The organism is Streptomyces sp. 549 (assembly GCF_030124175.1).
Classification (GTDB): Bacteria; Actinomycetota; Actinomycetes; order Streptomycetales; family Streptomycetaceae; genus Streptomyces.
Genome location: NZ_JASKMT010000018.1, coordinates 84,051 through 102,439 on the forward strand (window position 1 = coordinate 84,051; position 18,389 = coordinate 102,439).

An 18,389-nucleotide genomic window follows, 5' to 3' on the forward strand; every position below is an offset into this window, starting at 1 on the left:
GCAGCGGGCGCGGTGGAGAAGAGGGGACGGGAGCAGATGACGGCGGACAACCGGCTCAGGCAGCGGACCCGCGCGGCAGGGCAGCCGGGGCGAGCCGGGAAGACCCCGCGTCCCCCGGGCGGTTCCCGCCGCCCGCCCGCCTCCACGGCACCCACCGAGGGTGTGCGCAAGCTCTACGAGCAGGCCAGGAGGGCCTGGGACCGTCCGCTGACGGCCTACTACCTGATCCTCGGCGGCAGCCTGCTGATCACGCTGCTGGGCCTGGTGATGGTGTTCTCCTCCTCCCAGATCCAGGCGCTGCGCTACGACCTGCCCGCCACCTACTACTTCCGCAAGCAGCTGGTCGCCGCGGCCCTGGGGACCGTGCTGCTGCTGATCGCCTCCCGGATGCCGCTCAAACTGCTGCGGGCGCTGTCCTACCCGATGCTGGCCGTCTCGCTCGTGCTGCTGCTCCTGGTGCAGATCCCCGGCGTGGGTGTCGAGGTCAACGGCAGCACCAACTGGATCAAGGTCGGCGGACCGTTCCTGCTCCAGCCCAGCGAGTTCGCCAAGCTGGCGATGCTGCTGTGGGGCGCGGACCTGCTCGCCCGCAAGGGCGACCGGGGGCTGCTGACCCAGTGGAAGCACCTGCTGGTGCCGCTGGTGCCCGGAGTCCTGGTGGTGTGCGCGCTGGTCATGGCGGGCGGCGACATGGGCACCGTGATGATTCTCGTGGGCATCCTCTTCGGCCTGCTGTGGCTGGCGGGCGCGCCCGTCCGGCTGTTCGTCTCGGCGCTCGCGGTCACCGCGGTGACCGGCGCCGCCTTCATCCTCACCAGTCCGCACCGCATGAGCCGACTGGCCTGCCTGGGCGCCACCGAACCCGGCGTCAACGACCAGTGCTGGCAGGCGCTGCACGGCATCTACGCCCTCGCGTCCGGCGGCTGGTTCGGCTCCGGACTGGGTGCGAGCGTGGAGAAATGGGGTGAACTCCCCGAGCCCCACACGGACTTCATCTTCGCCATCACCGGTGAGGAACTGGGCCTGGCGGGGACGCTGTCGGTCCTCACCCTCTTCGCGGCTCTAGGCTATGCGGGTATCCGCGTGGCCGGACGCACGGAGGACCCCTTCGTGAGGTATGCCGCGGGAGGGGTGACCGCCTGGATCATGACCCAGGTGATCATCAACATCGGTGCCGTACTGGGGCTGCTGCCCATCGCCGGTGTCCCCCTCCCGCTGTTCTCCTACGGGGGGTCCGCCCTGCTGCCGACGATGTTCGCCATCGGGTTGCTGATCGCCTTCGCGCGCAACGACCCCGCCGCACGCGCGGCACTGGCCATGCGGCAGCCTGGTGTCCGCAGGACGCTGGCTGGGGTGAGACGTAAGACGATGAGACGGTCCGTCAGAAGGCGGCCGTCCGGAGAGCGGTGAAATTCGGTGCATGTCGTACTCGCCGGTGGGGGGACCGCCGGCCACATCGAGCCCGCGCTCGCCCTCGCGGACGCCCTGCGCAGGCAGGACCCGTCCGTGGGGATCACAGCACTCGGAACCGAACGCGGCCTGGAGACCAGGCTCGTCCCGGAACGGGGCTACCCGCTCGAACTGATTCCGGCCGTCCCGCTGCCGCGCAGACCCACACCCGAACTGATCACCGTGCCGGGGCGGCTGCGCGGCACGATCAAGGCCACCGAGCAGGTGCTCGAACGCACCAAGGCCGACTGCGTGGTGGGTTTCGGCGGCTACGTGGCGCTGCCGGCCTACCTCGCCGCCAAGCGGCTGGGCGTGCCGATCGTGGTGCACGAGGCGAACGCCCGGCCGGGGCTCGCCAACAAGATCGGCTCCCGCTACACCCGGTTCGTGGCGGTCTCCACGCCGGACAGCAAGCTGCGCCACGCCCGGTACGTCGGCATCCCGCTGCGCCGTTCGATCGCCACCCTGGACCGGGCCGCGGTACGGGCCGAGGCGCGCGCCGCGTTCGGCCTCGACCCGAACCTGCCCACGCTGCTGGTCTCGGGTGGTTCGCAGGGCGCCAGGCGGCTGAACGAGGTCGTGGAGAGCATCGCCCCGACGCTCCAGCGCTCCGGGGTGCAGATCCTGCACGCGGTCGGTCCGAAGAACGAACTGCCGCAAACGGACAACATGCCGGGAATGCCACCCTATCTCCCGGTACCGTATCTGGACCGGATGGACCTCGCCTACGCCGCGGCGGACATGATGCTCTGCCGCGCGGGTGCGATGACCGTCGCCGAACTCTCCGCCGTCGGGCTGCCGGCCGCCTACGTCCCGCTGCCCATCGGCAACGGCGAGCAGCGGCTCAACGCCCAGCCGGTGGTGAAGGCCGGCGGCGGACTGCTGGTCGACGACGCCGAGCTGACGCCGGAGTGGATCCAGGGGAACGTCCTGCCGGTCCTCACCGACGCGCACCGGCTCTACGACATGGCGCGCGCCGCAGCCGAGTTCGGCCGTCCGGACGCCGACGAGCTTCTCGTCGGCATCGTGAGGGAAGCGATCGCGGCCCGCCGGGACTGAACCGGCCCGCGGGCGGCAGGAAGCGGGGAAGCGTGGGCGCGGCAGCCTCAGGGACGACGACCGCCGAGGAGCGGGACGGCCTCGCCGGGACGGGCGGCGGCGCGCCGCCGCGCCCGGCCCGGCCCCGGCTGCCGCGCCGCCCCGCGCTGCTGCTCGGCGCTGCGGCGGTGGCCCTCGTCGCCGGGTTCGGGGTGTGGGCGTTCTACGGCTCCGCCTGGCTGCGGGTGGAACGGGTGGAGGTCAGCGGGACCCGGGTGCTCTCCGAGGAGCAGGTGCGTACCGCCGCCGGGGTGCCGCTCGGGGAACCGATGGCGAGTGTGGACAGGTCGGCGGTTGCCGACCGGCTGACCCGCCGGCTGCGGCGTGTGGACTCCGTCGAGGTGGTCCGCGACTGGCCCGGTGCGGTGGTCCTGGAGGTCACCGAGCGGCGGCCCGAGGTCGTGATGGAAAAGACCGGGGACAGCGGGAAGTTCGTCGAGGTGGACGCCCGGGGCGTGCGCTACGCCACCGTGGTGAAGCGCCCGGCGGGTGTGCCGCTGCTGGTGGTGGAACGGGACCGGACCGCGGGCGACCGCCACTTCGGCCCCGGCACGCTGCGCGCCGAGGCCGTCAAGGTCTCCTCCGCGCTGCCGCCGCGGGTGAGGAGTGCCACCGAGACGATCCGGGTGCGCAGTTTCGACTCCGTCATGCTGGAGCTCTCCGGAGGCCGTACGGTGATGTGGGGGAGCAGCGAGTACGGTGCGGCCAAGGCCCGCTCGCTGCGGGCGCTGATGAAGGCCCGCGGCAAGGCCGGGCACTTCGACGTCAGCGTGCCCAGCGCCCCTGCCGCCTCCGGCGGTTGACGGCGTGGTGGGCGGCTCGCACCCTGGATGGATGGCAGGATGGCTGATCACATAGGGTGAAAAGAAAAACGGGAGGTTCGGCGTGTTCGTTGAACACGCGGCACTTGTCGACTTAGTGTCCGTTCCGAGGAACACATGGATCCCGGGAAGGACATGGAAGACCATGGACCCCATGGAATCCATCCCACTCGGACACTGGTAACCCTAAACGTAAGCGTTAGGGTTCGGGTCGGCATTCGAACCGTCCCATCGGCATAGGTCGGCGCACCTCAACCACCGTGGGGCGGCGACACGTAACTCGAGGCGAGAGGCCTTCGACGTGGCAGCACCGCAGAACTACCTCGCAGTCATCAAGGTCGTCGGCATCGGCGGCGGTGGCGTGAACGCCATCAACCGGATGATCGAGGTCGGTCTCAAGGGCGTCGAGTTCATCGCGATCAACACCGATGCACAGGCCCTGTTGATGAGCGACGCAGACGTCAAGCTCGACGTGGGCCGCGAACTGACCCGAGGACTCGGCGCCGGGGCCAACCCGGACGTCGGCCGCAAGGCGTCCGAGGACCACCGCGAGGAGATCGAGGAGGTCCTCAAGGGGGCCGACATGGTCTTCGTCACGGCAGGCGAGGGCGGTGGCACCGGCACTGGGGGAGCCCCCGTCGTCGCGAACATCGCCCGGTCCCTCGGCGCTCTGACCATCGGCGTGGTCACCCGCCCCTTCACCTTCGAGGGGCGGCGCCGCGCCAACCAGGCGGAGGACGGCATCGCGGCCCTGCGGGACGAGGTCGACACCCTCATCGTCATCCCGAACGACCGGCTGCTGTCCATCTCGGACCGCCAGGTGAGCGTGCTCGACGCGTTCAAGTCGGCCGACCAGGTGCTGCTGTCCGGCGTGCAGGGCATCACCGACCTCATCACCACCCCCGGCCTGATCAACCTCGACTTCGCGGACGTCAAGTCCGTCATGTCCGAGGCCGGTTCGGCGCTGATGGGCATCGGCTCGGCCCGCGGCGACGACCGGGCGGTGGCCGCCGCCGAGATGGCGATCTCCTCGCCCCTGCTGGAGGCGTCCATCGACGGCGCCCGCGGCGTGCTGCTGTCCATCTCCGGCGGCTCCGACCTCGGCCTGTTCGAGATCAACGAGGCCGCCCAGCTGGTCAGCGAGGCCGCGCACCCGGAGGCCAACATCATCTTCGGCGCGGTGATCGACGACGCCCTGGGCGACGAGGTCCGGGTCACCGTCATCGCGGCCGGATTCGACGGCGGCCAGCCGCCGTCGAAGAACCGCGACAAGGTGCTCGGTTCCTACGGCAAGGAGGAGCCGGCCGCCGGCTCCCGCCCCTCGGCCGTCTCCGAGCCGGAGCGCCCGGCGGCCTTCGGCGGCCTCGGCAGTGTGCCGGCCCGCGACGCCGAGCCCGAGCCGGCGCCCGCCGAGCCCGCGCCCGCCAACGAGGTCCCGGTGGCCGCGCCGAGCCCGCAGGTCCCACCTGCCCGTCCCTACCAGGACAGCCAGGCCGAGGAGCTCGACGTCCCGGACTTCCTCAAGTGAACCCCTGCGACATAGGGCACAGCCCGACGTGATACTCCGGCACGACTCCCGAAGCGGCGCGCACTTCGCCTTCACCGACAGGTGGGGCGGGGTGAGCGCCGCTCCGTATGAGGCACTCAACCTGGGCGGCGCGGTCGGCGACGACCCCGCCGCCGTCACCGCCAACCGCGCCCGCGCGGCGGGTGAACTGGGCATCGACCCCGGCCGGGTCGTGTGGATGAACCAGGTCCACGGCCGGCAGGTCGCCGCCGTCGACGCTCCCTGGCCCGGCGTCGGGGCGCCGCCGGTGGACGGCGTCGTCACCACCCGCGCCGGGCTCGCGCTCGCGGTGCTCACCGCGGACTGCACCCCGGTGCTGCTCGCCGACCCGCAGGCCGGCGTGATCGGCGCGGCGCACGCCGGGCGGCCCGGCCTGGTGGCCGGGGTGGTGCCCGCAACCGTGGCCCGCATGACCGAACTCGGCGCGCGCGCCTCCCGGATCACCGCCTGGACCGGGCCCTCGGTGTGCGGCGGCTGCTACGAGGTTCCCGCCGCGCTGCGCGACGAGGTGTGCGCGGTGGTGCCCGAGGCGCACGCCGTCACCCGCTGGGGCACGCCCGCGGTGGATGTCGCGGGCGGGGTGCGGGCCCAGCTCGCCGGGCTGGGGGTCACCTCGGTCGACGACGCGGGCATCTGCACACTGGAGTCGCCGGACCACTTCTCCTACCGCCGGGAGAGGACCACCGGGCGGTTGGCGTCCTACGTCTGGCTGGAGGAGTGACGATGACCGAGGCCGCCCGCAGGGCCGAACTGGCCGCCAACCTGGACCGGGTGGAGCAGCGGCTGCAACGGGCCTGCGCCCGGGCCGGCCGCGAGCGCGCGGAGGTGACGCTTGTCGTCGTCACCAAGACCTACCCCGCGAGCGACGTCCGGCTGCTCGCGGAACTGGGTGTGCGGCACGTGGCGGAGAACCGGGACCAGGACGCGGCGCCCAAAGCCGCGGCCTGCGCCGGGCTGCCGCTCACCTGGCACTTCGTCGGGCAGCTGCAGACCAACAAGGTCCGCTCGGTGGTCTCCTACAGCGACGTGGTGCACTCGGTGGACCGGCTGAAGCTGGTGAAGGCACTGTCGACGGCTGCCGGGGGACGGAACCGGCCGCTGGACTGCCTGATCCAGGTCGCCCTCGACAAAGAGGCGGACGAGGGGGTCGGCCGGGGCGGGGCGGCACCCCGGGAGGTGCCCGAACTCGCCGACGCGCTCGTGAAGGCCCCCGGCCTGAGGCTCGCCGGGACGATGACCGTGGCGCCGCTCACCGGTCCGTTCGCAGGTCGGCCCGGGGCCGCGTTCGCCCGGCTCCGGGAAATCTCAACGGACCTGCGTGCCGCGGATCCTGCTGCCACCATGGTCTCGGCGGGTATGAGCTCCGACATGGAGGAAGCGGTTGCGGCGGGGGCGACACATGTGCGCGTCGGCACTGCGGTACTCGGAGACCGTCCCCGGCTCGGGTAACGTCGCGAAGAAAGTCGGACCACAGCAGAAAATATGGTCATTCCCGACGAAATGGGCGGGCCACGTGGATTTCAGGCCACCGGTGACGGAGCCGATCCACCACTGAGCGGAGGATGCGGAGCATGGCCGGCGCGATGCGCAAGATGGCGGTCTACCTCGGCCTCGTGGAGGACGATGGATACGACGGCCGGGGTTACGACCCCGATGACGAGTTCGAACCCGAGCCCGAGCCCGAGCGGGACCGGCGACGCCACCAGGCCGCCGCCCCGCCGCGCGAGGCGGAGCCCGAGGAGCCGGTCAGGGTGGTGCAGCCACCGGCCCAGCGGGAACGTGAACCCTCACCCGCGCTGGTCGGCGAAAGCGGGCGAGTGGGGCGGATCGCCCCCGTGTCATCCATCACACCTGAACGCCCGAACCTGGAGAAGAGTGCGCCGGTGATCATGCCCAAAGTCGTGTCGGAGCGAGAGCCCTACCGGATCACCACACTTCACCCCCGGACCTACAACGAAGCCCGTACCATCGGGGAACACTTCCGCGAAGGCACGCCGGTGATCATGAACTTGACCGAGATGGATGACACGGACGCGAAGCGACTTGTCGACTTCGCCGCCGGTCTCGTCTTCGGCCTGCACGGAAGCATCGAGCGGGTGACGCAGAAGGTGTTCCTGCTGTCTCCTGCTAACGTCGATGTCACGGCGGAGGACAAGGCCCGCATCGCAGAGGGCGGGTTCTTCAACCAGAGCTGAGACACGACACCGGTTGGACCCCCGGCCGCATGGCACGGGAAGACCCAGGGGAGAGGGAGTAACGCAGGATGGCCATCGCACAACAGGTGATCCTGATTGCGTTGCAATGCTTCTTGGGCGTGCTGATCTTCCGGCTGGTGATGGACTACGTCTTCATGTTCGCCCGCTCATGGCAGCCCGGCAAGGCGATGGTGGTCGTTCTTGAGGCCACCTACACTGTCACTGATCCGCCACTGAAGCTGCTGAGGCGGTTCATCCCGCCGCTGCGCTTCGGGGGTGTGGCGCTTGACCTGTCCTTCTTCGTACTGATGATCATCGTTTACATCCTGATCAGCGTCGTGGCCAGGCTGTGAGCGAGTACGGTCTTGCCGATATGCCGATGACCTACGTTGAGGTGAAGAGATGCCGCTGACCCCCGAGGACGTGCGGAACAAGCAGTTCACTACCGTCCGTCTGCGAGAAGGCTATGACGAGGACGAGGTGGACGCCTTCCTGGACGAGGTCGAAGCCGAGCTGAATCGACTACTCCGGGAGAACGAGGACCTGCGCGCCAAACTGGCCGCAGCCACCCGCGCCGCTGCCCAGAACCAGCAGCAGCAGGGCATGCGCAAGCAGCAGGAGCAGGAACAGCAGCAGCAGCGCCCCGGCGGCGCACCTGTGCCCGCTGCCATATCCGGACCGCAGCCGGTCCCGCCCGGCCAGCCGCAGATGGGCGGCCCGCCCCAGCTGCCCGGCGGCGCCCCCCAGCTTCCCGCCGGTCCCGGCGGGCACCAGCAGCAGCACCCCGGCCACCAGCAGCAGCACCCGGGCCACCAGCAGCAGCACCAGCAGCACCAGGGCCAGTTGCAGGGCGGTCCGCACGGACCCGGCCCGATGGGCCACGGCGGACCGCCCATGGGTGGTCACCAGCAGATGCAGCAGCAGCCGAGCGGCAACAACGAAAGCGCCGCACGTGTGCTGTCGCTGGCCCAGCAGACCGCCGACCAGGCGATCGCCGAGGCGCGCAGCGAGGCCAACAAGATCGTCGGTGAGGCCCGCAGCCGCGCCGAGGGTCTGGAGCGTGACGCCCGTGCCAAGGCGGACGCCCTGGAGCGGGACGCCCAGGAGAAGCACCGCGTGGCGATGGGCTCGCTGGAGTCCGCCCGCGCGACGCTGGAGCGCAAGGTCGAGGACCTGCGCGGGTTCGAGCGCGAGTACCGCACCCGCCTGAAGTCCTACCTGGAGAGCCAGCTGCGCCAGCTGGAGAACCAGGCGGACGACTCCCTCGCCCCGCCGCGTTCCCCCGCGGCGCCCTCGCTGCCGGCCTCGCCGTCGATGGCCGGTGCCGGTGCGCCCTCGGGCACCATGGGCGGCCACCAGGGAATGGGCGGCAACCAGTCGATGGGCGGCGGCCAGTCCATGGGTGGCCACGGCCACAACCAGGGCGGCCAGACCTACGGCGGTCAGCAGCAGATGTCCCCGGCGATGACCCAGCCGATGTCCCCGGTCCGGCCGCAGGGCCCGCAGCCCATGCAGCAGGCGCCGTCACCGATGCGCGGCTTCCTCATCGACGAGGACGACAGCTGAGCACCGGTCCCGTCCGCTAGGACGGGCAGTACCGGCATATCGCAAGGGCCGGGCCCCCTCAAGGGGGCCCGGTCCTCTGCCGTGTCCGGCGCCCTTCCCCCGCACCGCACGGGCGCACGCCGACGCACCGCCACCCGCGGGAGTGCGGGCGGCGGTGCGTCGGCAGGGGCGTCGGCAGCGCGGGGCCGTCGGCCGGACGCCTGCGGGGCTCAGGCCTTGCGGAGCCGGAAACCCAGGTCCAGCGCCTCGTCAGAGAAGGGCTCCCCGAAGGAGTCGTCCGCCTCACCGTCCGAAAGGTCGGTGGCCAGCACCTCGTTGGCGATGAGTGCGGAGTGCTCGGCGAGCGCGGTGGCGACCTCCTCGTCGCCGGAGTGCCAGCGCAGCGCGATCCGGTCGGCGACCTCCAGACCGGAGTTCTTGCGCGCCTCCTGGATGAGCCGGATCGCGTCCCGGGCCAGTCCGGCCCGCCGCAGCTCCGGCGTGATCTCCAGGTCCAGCGCCACCGTCGCCCCGGTGTCGGACGCCACCGACCAGCCCTCCCTGGGCGTCTCGGTGATGATGACCTCCTCGGGGGAGAGCGGCACCGTCTCGCCGTCGACCTCCACGGCGGCCGTGCCGGCCCGCAGCGCCGCCGACAGTGCGGCGGCGTCCGCCTCGGCGACGGCCTTCGCCACCGCCTGCGTGCCCTTGCCGAACCGCCGGCCCAGCGCCCGGAAGTTGCCCTTCGCGGAGGTGTCCACCAGCGACCCCCCGACCTCCGCGAGTGAGGCGAGGCGGCTGACGTTCAGCTCCTCGGCGATCTGCTCGCGCAGCTCGTCGTCGAGCAGTTCGAAGCCCTGTGCGGCCACCAGCGCCCGCGAGAGCGGCTGGCGGGTCTTCACCCCGGACTCCGCCCGGGTGGCCCGGCCCAGCTCGACCAGGCGCCGCACCAGCAGCATGTCGCCCGACAGCTGGGGGTCGACCTCCTCCAGGTCGGCGACCGGCCAGTTCGCCAGGTGCACCGATTCCGGTGCGCCCGGTGCCACCGGCACCACCAGGTCCTGCCAGACGCGTTCGGTGATGAACGGCACCAGCGGCGCCATCAGCCGGGTGACCGTCTCCAGCACGTCGTGCAGGGTGCGCAGCGCGGCGGCGTCACCCTGCCAGAACCGTCGGCGGGACCGGCGCACGTACCAGTTGGACAGGTCGTCCACGAACGTCGACAGCAGCTTGCCCGCGCGCTGCGTGTCGTAGCTCTCCATGGCCCGCGTCACCTGGTCCACCAGCGCGTGCAGCTCGCTCAGCAGCCAGCGGTCCAGCAGCGGGCGGTCCCGCGGCGCCGGGTCCGTGTCGCCGGGCGCCCAGCCGGCCGTGCGGGCGTACAGCGCCTGGAAGGCGACGGTGTTCCAGTACGTCAGCAGCGTCTTGCGCACGACCTCCTGGATGGTGCCGTGCCCGACCCGGCGGGCCGCCCAGGGCGAGCCGCCGGCCGCCATGAACCAGCGCACCGCGTCCGCGCCGTGCTGCTCCATCAGCGGGATCGGCTGGAGGATGTTGCCCAGGTGCTTGGACATCTTGCGGCCGTCCTCGGCCAGGATGTGTCCGAGGCAGACCACGTTCTCGTAGGCCGACTTCTCGAAGACGAGCGTGCCCACCGCCATCAGCGTGTAGAACCAGCCACGGGTCTGGTCGATGGCCTCGGAGATGAACTGCGCCGGGTAGCGGCGTTCGAACAGCTCCTTGTTGCGGTACGGGTAGCCCCACTGCGCGAACGGCATCGAACCGGAGTCGTACCAGGCGTCGATGACCTCCGGCACCCGCTCCGCCGCCAGCGTGCAGCCCTCGGCGGTGCACGCGAAGGTGACGGCGTCGATGTACGGGCGGTGCGGGTCCAGGCCGCTCTGGTCCTGCCCGCTCAGCTCGGACAGCTCCGCTAGCGAGCCCACACACGTCAGGTGCTGCTCGGCGCAGCGCCAGATAGGCAGCGGCGTGCCCCAGTAGCGGTTGCGCGACAGCGCCCAGTCGACGTTGTTGCTCAGCCAGTCGCCGAAGCGGCCGTGCTTGACCGAGTCAGGGAACCAGTTGGTGCGTTCGTTCTCCCGCAGCAGCGCGTCCTTGACCTGCGTGGTGCGGATGTACCAGGACGGCTGCGCGTAGTACAGCAGCGCCGTGTGGCAGCGCCAGCAGTGCGGGTAGCTGTGCTCGTAGGCCAGGTGGCGGAAGAGCAGTCCGCGCTCCTGGAGGTCGGCGACGAGCGCCTCGTCGGCCTTCTTGAAGAACTGCCCGCCCACCAGCGGCAGATCCTCCTCGAAGGTGCCGTCTGGGCGCACCGGGTTGACGACGGGCAGGCCGTAGCGGCGGCACACCGCGAGGTCGTCCTCACCGAAGGCGGGGGCCTGGTGCACCAGGCCGGTGCCGTCGTCGGTCGTCACGTAGTCCGCGTTGACGACGAAGTGCGCGCCCTCGATGTCGACCAGGTCGAACGGGCGGCGGTACGTCCAGCGTTCCGCCTCTGCGCCGGTGAAGGACTCGCCGGTGGCCGTCCAGCCCTCGCCCAGCGCCTTCTCCAGCAGCGGCTCGGCGACGACCAGCCGCTGCTCGCCGTCGGTGGCGACGACGTAGCGCACCTCCGGGTGCGTGGCGACGGCGGTGTTGGACACCAGGGTCCACGGCGTGGTCGTCCACACCAGCAGGTCCGCGGTGCCCGCCAGCGGTCCTGAGGTGAGTGGGAAGCGGACGTACACCGACGGGTCGACGACCGTCTCGTAGCCCTGGGCCAGCTCGTGGTCGGACAGGCCGGTGCCGCACCGCGGGCACCAGGGCGCGACCCGGTGGTCCTGGGCCAGCAGGCCCTTGTTGAAGATCTCCTTCAGCGACCACCACACCGACTCGATGTACTGCGGGTCCATCGTCCGGTAGGCGTCGTCCAGGTCGACCCAGTAGCCCATGCGCCGGGTCAGCTCGGCGAACGCGTCGGTGTGCCGCGTCACCGACTCGCGGCACTTGGCGTTGAACTCCGCGATGCCGAAGGACTCGATGTCCTTCTTGCCGTTGAAGCCCAGCTCCTTCTCCACCGCCAGCTCCACCGGCAGGCCGTGGCAGTCCCAGCCGGCCTTGCGGGCCACGTGGTAGCCGCGCATCGTGCGGAACCGGGGGAAGACGTCCTTGAAGACCCGGGCCTCGATGTGATGGGCGCCCGGCATGCCGTTGCCGGTCGGCGGGCCCTCGTAGAACACCCACTCCGGGCGACCCTCGGACTGCTCCAGCGTCCGGGCGAAGATCTTCTGGTCGCGCCAGAACTCGAGCACGGCGTGCTCCAGCGCGGGCAGGTCGACCTGGGCGGGAACCTGGCGGTACTGCGGGGTCGGACTCATCGGGCGTTCCTCCGGCGGACACGGTCTCTTCCGTCGGAGGGACGAGACCGCCACCCGTCCGGCGCGGTTCCCGCGGTACCACCCTCCTTGGCGGCGGAAGCCTCTCCGCCGCCCCCTCATTGGGGGACGGACCCGCCCTGTCGGGACGGACCCTGCGTGCCGGTTCTACTCACCCGTTCCGGGCTTTCCTCCGGCGGCTCCGGGGTGATCTTCGCGTCGCGCCAACCCCCGGGCTCGCACCGTCCCCGGGTCGCTCCTGGCCGCTCACGGACGCTACTCGTCCCCATCGATGCCTTTCGCTGCGCCCAGTGTAAGGGCCTCCGGCAACCGCCGCCGGTCGGTTTTCCCGCCGCCGGGCGGGGCACAACGGTTCCAGACCGGCGTGGCCCGTTGCCGACCGACCGGAGTCGACTTATCGTTCCGGCACGATTCGCGAACAAGATCACACTATGCGGAGGGCGGTATGACGGCGAGCGGCAGCAGAACCGGCGGATCGGCCGCCGGCCGCACGGTCGGCAGTGTGCCGGCCGCCCGGTTCCGCGAACCGCCGCCCGGGCGGCCGGGCTCGACGAGACGGGCCGCGGCAGCGGCCGGGAGGACCGCCGCGGCCGACACGGCCGCGGCGCAGCAGGTGACCGCTGGTGCGGCGGACGCCCAGCAGACAGGAGCAAAGACGGTGGCTGCGAAGAAGACGACAACCGAGAAGCCCTCGGCGGTGCCCACTGCCCGCGTCTCGACGGCCGCAGCCGGTGATCTTGCCGTCCGCGCCGGCGAGGACCCGTGGACCGAGGCGGAGATGCAGGAGGCGCGCGACGAGCTGGAGACCGAGGTCAAGCGCCTGCGCGACGAGATCGAGGCCTCCCAGGCCGCGCTCACCGGACTGCTGCGCGACTCCGGCGACGGCGCCGGCGACGACCAGGTCGACACCGGGACGAAGAACGTCACCCGCGAGCACGAGATGGCCGTCACCGAGAACGCCCGCGAGGTGGTCCTGCAGACCGAGCGCGCGCTGGAGAGGCTGGCGGCCGGCACGTACGGCCTGTGCGAGGGCTGCGGCAACGCCATCGGCAAGGCCCGCATGCAGGCCTTCCCCCGGGCCACGCTGTGCGTGGAGTGCAAGCAGAAGCAGGAACGCCGCTGAGGCCCGCCCGGCGGCGACCGCTCCCGGGCCGCCGCGGCGCGAGGCGCGCGCCGACCGGCGCCGCGGGCCGTCCGGGCGGACACACTCCCGACCGGGCGGGCCGCCCGGCCTGCCCGACGCCGCACGCTCCCGACCGTCGCGCGGGCGCGTGTCGTACCCTCGTCCCGTGACAGCAGAGGCGGAGAAGGCCATCGACGAAGCGCCGGACCAGACCGCGGACGACACGGCGGACCGACCCCGGGGCAGGCGCAGGATCGCCGTGCTGCTCGGTGTGGCGGTCGTGGCGTACGTCCTCGACCTGGTCAGCAAGTTGATCGTGGTCGCCAGGCTGGAGGGGCACCCGCCGATCGAGGTGATCGGTGAGCTGCTGCGCTTCCAGGCGGTGCGCAACCCCGGTGCCGCCTTCGGCATGGGCGAGGCGCTGACCTTCGTGTTCACCGCCATCGCCGCAGCGGTGATCGTGGTGATCCTGCGCATCGCGCGCAAGCTCTACAGCACCCCGTGGGCGGTGGCGCTCGGCCTGCTGCTGGGCGGTGCCCTCGGCAACCTGACGGACCGGATCTTCCGTTCCCCGGGCGTGTTCCAGGGCGCGGTGGTGGACTTCATCGCGCCCGCGCACTTCGCCGTGTTCAACCTGGCCGACTCGGCCATCGTGTGCGGCGGCATCCTGATCGTGATCCTGTCCTTCCGCGGCCTCGACCCGGACGGCACCGTCCACCGCGACTGACCGCACCGCTCCCAGCCGGGCGGCGCTCGGGCGACGGGACGTCAGCTGCTGATGCGCACGCTGTAGCCGTCGGCTGAGCGCGCCAGCACCTCCACCGTCACCCCGGCGACCCGGTGCCGGGAGCCCGGCTGGAAGGGCGCGTCGGCCAGCTCGGCCGTCTCCGCACTGTCCCGGCCGCCACCGCACGCGGCCCCGCCGCGGCTGCCGGGGGCCGCGTCCACCACCCGGACCGGGCCCCGCCCGGTGGGCACCGAGGAGTCCACGGTGTACAGCAGCACCCCCTCGGTGCAGATCCGGCGGTCCAGGCCGACGCGGGTGCGCGCCTCCGCGACGAGCGCGGTGGCCGGTCCCGTCCTGACCACGGCGATGGACGCGCCGTCGGGCGAGCCGATCGGCTTCAGCAGGTGCCGTGCCGTGCCGGGCCCCACACAGGCGACCTGTGGGCCGTCCAGCCAGCCGTACTTCCACTTGTGCCAGCCCAGCAGGTCGCTGCGGTCCGCGAGACTCATCGGGTCCCACGCCCCGGCGAACTCCACCGAGGCGCCGTTGCGGGTGTTGTACAGGTCGGGCAGCCCGAACAGGTGGTGGGCCTCGTGCACGAAGTTGCCGCGCTGCCAGGCCGCGCTGTCGCCCTTGCGGCCGAAGACGAGCGCCGCGGCGCGCAGCGTGCGTCCCCCAGCGGACAGCGAGGTGAAGGTGTGGGCCTGCGAGACCATCGGGTCGGCGGGCACGTTGCTGTCGGCCACGACGAAGACCAGGTCGGTGCCGGCGAAGTCGGTGCCGGCGGCCAGCGCCGCGTCGACGGCGTCCTGCACGTACCGCTGCATGACGGCGGCCGAGGTGCCGCGGCCGACCCCGTAGGCGGTCCACGGCTGCGGCATGCGCACCCAGTCCGCGGTGGGCTCCATCACCTGCCGGTAGCCGCCGTAGGACGACTGCCGCAGGTGGTCGAGCGCGTAGTCGGTGAAGAACGAGGAGCGGGCGGCGGCGTCCGACACCGCCGGGAGGTCGGGGAAGTCGGCCATGACCAGCGTGGCCCGGTGCGTGCCCTGCGGTCTGAGATGGCGGCCGTCGTAGGGGCCCACCCCCACCCAGCCGTTCGGCTCGGGTGCGATCGCGCACGGCCCGCTGATGTCCGGGCCCGCCCCGGGCCGGGCCCGCCCGGCCGGTGCGCCCGTCGCGGCCCGCACGGCCCCGGACCCCTCATGTGCCCCGCCCGTCGGGGCGTCGGCACCGTCCGGCGTCCCGCGGGCGCCCGCCCGGTCGGGGGCTGAGGCCGCCCCCGACGCGCCTTCCCGGGCCGCCGCACGTTCTCGGGCTGCCGTCTCCTGGCTCGGCGTGGTGGGTGAAGGGGAGGCGGGGGCCGCGGTGACGGCAGCGCAGAGGGCGGCGGACGCCGCCAGCAGGGTGCGCAACCCGGAGGTGCGCAGCGGCGGGCGGCTGGCCATGGGGCGGCTCCGGACGGCGCGGGCGCCGGGTCGGGGACGGCGTTCGTCCTGCCACCGTCACTCCCCGTAGCCGCCCTCGCACCCCGGGCGGGTCCGAAGGGGTGGCCCGGTCTCCGGCATACTCGGACGGGTGAGCAACCCAGGTAACCCAGACGCACAACCGCCTTCCGAGGTCCGCACCCTGCCCGTACCCGACGGTCTGGAGGGGGAACGCCTCGACGCGGCCCTCGCCCGCATGTTCGGCTTCTCCCGCACGAGGGCGGCCGAACTGGCCGCGGACGGGAAGGTCCTCGTCGACGGCTCGGCGGCCGGCAAGTCCGACCGGGTGCACGGCGGTGCCTGGCTGGAGGTGGAGATGCCGGCGCCGCCCGCCCCGCTGAGGGTGGTCGCGGAGCCCGTCGAGGGCATGGTGATCGTGCACGACGACGAGGAGATCGTCGTCATCTCCAAGCCCGTCGGCGTCGCCGCGCACCCCAGCCCCGGTTGGACCGGAACCACCGTCATCGGCGGGCTCGCCGCGGCGGGCTTCACCATCTCCACTTCGGGCGCCGCCGAACGCAAGGGCATCGTGCACCGCCTCGACGTCGGCACGTCCGGGCTGATGGTGGTCGCCAAGTCCGAGCGCGCCTACACCTCCCTCAAGCAGCAGTTCCGGGAGCGGACGGTCGACAAGCGCTACCACGCCATGGTCCAGGGCCACCCCGACCCGATGAGCGGCACCATCGACGCGCCCGTCGGACGGCACCCGCAGCACGACTACAAGTGGGCCGTCACCGCCGACGGAAAGGCGTCCGTCACCCACTACGACCTCATCGAGGCCTTCCGCGCGGCCAGCCTGCTCGACATCAAGCTGGAGACGGGCCGCACCCACCAGATCCGGGTGCACATGTCCGCGCACCGCCACCCCTGCGTGGGCGACCTCACCTACGGCGCCGACCCCACGCTCGCCAAGCGCCTCGGCCTCACCCGGCAGTGGCTGCACGCGATGCGGCTGGGCTTCACCCACCCCGGGCACGGCGAGTGGGTCGAGTTCGCCAGCGCGTACCCCGAGGACCTGCAGCGGGCCCTGGACCGGGTGCGAGCCGAGAGCGCCTGACCGGGCGCGGGCGGCCGGCGAGCACCGCCCGCCGGTCGGGAGGTCACCGGCTGCACCTGGCCCGGCGGCTCCCGCCGCCTGCGGGCGGGGCGCCGCCGGACGGGCTCGGGCCGGAGCACGGGCTCGCCCGGGCCCGCTGCCGCGCGCGGTCAGATCTTGCGGATGTCCGGGTCGTCGAACCCTTCCGTGCCGGGCTCGCGGGCGGTGCGAAGCCGGGGCAGCGCGTAGGGGTGCTTGTCCCGCAGCCAGGTGATCAGGGCCTCCCGCACCTCGCAGCGCAGCGTCCAGATGTCGTCGGCGGTGCGGGCGGTCATCGAAGCCCGCACCTCGATGGTCGACGGTGTGCTGTCGGTGACGACCAGGCTCCAGTTCCGGCCGTCCCAGGAGTCGCTGGCCCGCACGACCTCCTCGGTCTTGGCGCGCAGCTCGTCGACGGGGGTGGTGTGGTCCAGGTGCAGGAAGACCGTGCCCGTCATCTGCGGACCGCCGCGCGACCAGTTCTCGAACGGCTTGCTGGTGAAGTACGACACCGGCATGGTGATCCGCCGCTCGTCCCAGGTCAGCACGACCAGGTAGGAGACGGTGATCTCGTCCACCGTGCCCCACTCGCCGTCCACCACCACCGTGTCACCGATGCGGACCATGTCGCCGAAGGCGATGGACAGGCCCGCGAAGAGGTTGCCGAGCGTGGACTGCGCCGCGATACCGGCCACGATGCCCAGCACACCGGCGGACGCCAGCATCGAGGTGCCGAACGTCTGCATCGCCGGGAACTGCAGCAGGACCGCGGCGACGGCGATCACCGTCACCACGGCCGTCACCAGCCGCTGGATCAGCGTCAGCTGGGTCCGCACCCGCCGGGCCCGCGCCGGGTCCTGGGCGATGCCCGCGTACCGGGTGGCGGCCGTCTCGGCTATCGCCGTGACCACCCGCAGCGCCAGCCAGGCGGACGCCGCGATCATGATCGTCGTCAGCCACAGGTCAGCGGTCTGCCGGTTCTCGCTGGCCAGGTGGGTGCTGCCGAAGAACCCCCGCACCAGGGCGACGAAGAACACCGCCTGCAGCGGCACCCGCCCCCGGCGCAGCAGGCCCCACATCGGGGTCTCCGGGTGCCGCGCGTCGAGGTGGACGAGCAGCCGGTCGACGCCCCAGGCGATCACCCAGGCCAGCACGAACGCGCCACCGAATACGATCAGTGGCCGCAGCACGTCTTCCATGATGGTCTTGACTCCTTGAGCGAGTGAGGGAACTCCCGACCGTACCTGCCGTCATGGGGCAGAACCCGCTCCGGGCCGCAACGGCACCGGAGCCTGTGAAGGAAGTGACACCGTGGCCCACGTCGTACTGTTCCACTCCGCCTACGGCCTGCGCCCGGCCGTTGAGGCCGCCGCCCAGCGGCTGCGGGCCGCGGGCCACGAGGTCCACACGCCCGACCTGTACGAGGGGCGGACCGCCGAGACGGTCGAGGAGGGCATGAAGATCAAGGACCGGATCGGACGTGACGAACTCCTCATGCGTGCCGTCACGGTGACGGCCCCGCTGAGCGAACACGGCCTGGTCTACGCGGGGTTCTCGCTCGGCGGCTCCGTGGCCCAGAACCTGGCCCTCGCCGACCGCAACGCACGCGGCCTGCTGCTGCTCCACGGCACCTCCGACATCGCCGAGGACGCCGCCGTGGACGACCTGCCGGTCCAGCTCCACGTCGCCGACCCCGACCCGTTCGAGCCGCACGACTGGCTCAACGCCTGGTACCTGCGCATGCGCAGGGCCGGCGCGGACGTCGAGGTGTTCCGCTACCCGGGCGCCGGGCACCTGTACACCGACGACTCGCTCGCCGACCACGACGCGGAGGCCGCCGAGCAGACGTGGAAGACGGCGCTGGGCTTCCTCGACAGCCTGGAACCCGGCGCCGGACCTTCCTGAGGCGC

16 protein-coding genes are annotated in these 18,389 nt (G+C 72.0%); 13 read left to right on the forward strand and 3 right to left on the reverse strand.

Going from position 1 to position 18,389, the window contains the following annotated elements; genetic code table 11:
- Window positions 1-36: 36 nt before the first annotated feature.
- From ftsW to QNO07_RS19645, 9 genes are all read left to right on the forward strand, one after another.
- Window positions 37-1,410 carry a putative lipid II flippase FtsW gene (gene ftsW / locus QNO07_RS19605; protein WP_283993484.1) on the forward strand — a complete coding sequence of 458 codons (1,374 nt, stop codon included), beginning with the start codon at window positions 37-39 and terminating at the stop codon, window positions 1,408-1,410.
- A gap of 6 nt (window positions 1,411-1,416) precedes the next feature.
- Window positions 1,417-2,508 carry an undecaprenyldiphospho-muramoylpentapeptide beta-N-acetylglucosaminyltransferase gene (murG, locus tag QNO07_RS19610; protein WP_283993485.1) on the forward strand — a complete coding sequence of 364 codons (1,092 nt, stop codon included), beginning with the start codon at window positions 1,417-1,419 and terminating at the stop codon, window positions 2,506-2,508.
- A gap of 32 nt (window positions 2,509-2,540) precedes the next feature.
- Entirely contained in the window at window positions 2,541-3,350 is an 810-nt protein-coding gene (locus QNO07_RS19615) for a cell division protein FtsQ/DivIB (protein ID WP_283993486.1), read from the forward strand.
- A gap of 319 nt (window positions 3,351-3,669) precedes the next feature.
- The gene (ftsZ, locus tag QNO07_RS19620) at window positions 3,670-4,896 is read left to right on the forward strand and encodes a cell division protein FtsZ (protein WP_283993487.1); all 1,227 of its coding nucleotides are present in this window, start codon (window positions 3,670-3,672) and stop codon (window positions 4,894-4,896) included.
- A gap of 28 nt (window positions 4,897-4,924) precedes the next feature.
- Window positions 4,925-5,656, forward strand: a complete 732-nt coding sequence (gene pgeF, locus QNO07_RS19625) for a peptidoglycan editing factor PgeF (protein WP_283993488.1) — start codon at window positions 4,925-4,927, stop codon at window positions 5,654-5,656.
- A gap of 2 nt (window positions 5,657-5,658) precedes the next feature.
- A complete protein-coding gene (locus QNO07_RS19630) occupies window positions 5,659-6,384 on the forward strand; it encodes a YggS family pyridoxal phosphate-dependent enzyme (protein WP_283993489.1) in 726 nt (241 codons plus the stop codon).
- Window positions 6,385-6,506: 122 nt separating this feature from the next.
- Complete coding sequence (locus tag QNO07_RS19635) at window positions 6,507-7,130, forward strand: cell division protein SepF (protein WP_283993490.1); 624 nt, start codon at window positions 6,507-6,509, stop codon at window positions 7,128-7,130.
- 68 nt (window positions 7,131-7,198) lie between these two features.
- Window positions 7,199-7,483: a YggT family protein gene (locus tag QNO07_RS19640; RefSeq protein ID WP_283993491.1), complete on the forward strand. Its 285-nt coding sequence runs from the start codon at window positions 7,199-7,201 to the stop codon at window positions 7,481-7,483.
- A 49-nt stretch (window positions 7,484-7,532) separates the two neighbouring features.
- Window positions 7,533-8,696: a DivIVA domain-containing protein gene (locus QNO07_RS19645; RefSeq protein ID WP_283993492.1), complete on the forward strand. Its 1,164-nt coding sequence runs from the start codon at window positions 7,533-7,535 to the stop codon at window positions 8,694-8,696.
- A gap of 209 nt (window positions 8,697-8,905) precedes the next feature.
- Here QNO07_RS19645 and ileS read toward each other — a convergent pair whose 3' ends face one another.
- Entirely contained in the window at window positions 8,906-12,049 is a 3,144-nt protein-coding gene (gene ileS / locus QNO07_RS19650) for an isoleucine--tRNA ligase (protein ID WP_283993493.1), read from the reverse strand.
- Between the two features lie 676 nt (window positions 12,050-12,725).
- Between ileS and QNO07_RS19655 the strand changes: the two genes are divergently transcribed.
- On the forward strand, window positions 12,726-13,190 hold the full coding sequence (locus QNO07_RS19655; RefSeq protein WP_502961888.1) for a TraR/DksA family transcriptional regulator: 465 nt from the start codon (window positions 12,726-12,728) through the stop codon (window positions 13,188-13,190).
- A 190-nt stretch (window positions 13,191-13,380) separates the two neighbouring features.
- Window positions 13,381-13,917 carry a signal peptidase II gene (gene lspA / locus QNO07_RS19660; protein ID WP_283993514.1) on the forward strand — a complete coding sequence of 179 codons (537 nt, stop codon included), beginning with the start codon at window positions 13,381-13,383 and terminating at the stop codon, window positions 13,915-13,917.
- A 41-nt stretch (window positions 13,918-13,958) separates the two neighbouring features.
- Here the strand turns inward: lspA and QNO07_RS19665 are convergent, their stop codons facing one another.
- A complete protein-coding gene (locus tag QNO07_RS19665; protein WP_283993494.1) occupies window positions 13,959-15,365 on the reverse strand; it encodes a metallopeptidase domain-containing protein in 1,407 nt (468 codons plus the stop codon).
- Between the two features lie 130 nt (window positions 15,366-15,495).
- Here QNO07_RS19665 and QNO07_RS19670 point away from each other — a divergent pair, with 130 nt between their 5' ends.
- On the forward strand, window positions 15,496-16,461 hold the full coding sequence (locus tag QNO07_RS19670) for an RluA family pseudouridine synthase (protein ID WP_283993495.1): 966 nt from the start codon (window positions 15,496-15,498) through the stop codon (window positions 16,459-16,461).
- A gap of 149 nt (window positions 16,462-16,610) precedes the next feature.
- Here QNO07_RS19670 and QNO07_RS19675 read toward each other — a convergent pair whose 3' ends face one another.
- Entirely contained in the window at window positions 16,611-17,678 is a 1,068-nt protein-coding gene (locus QNO07_RS19675) for a mechanosensitive ion channel family protein (protein WP_283993496.1), read from the reverse strand.
- A 112-nt stretch (window positions 17,679-17,790) separates the two neighbouring features.
- Between QNO07_RS19675 and QNO07_RS19680 the strand changes: the two genes are divergently transcribed.
- Window positions 17,791-18,384, forward strand: coding sequence for a dienelactone hydrolase family protein (locus tag QNO07_RS19680; protein ID WP_283993497.1), 594 nt, complete (start codon window positions 17,791-17,793; stop codon window positions 18,382-18,384).
- Window positions 18,385-18,389 lie beyond the last annotated feature (5 nt).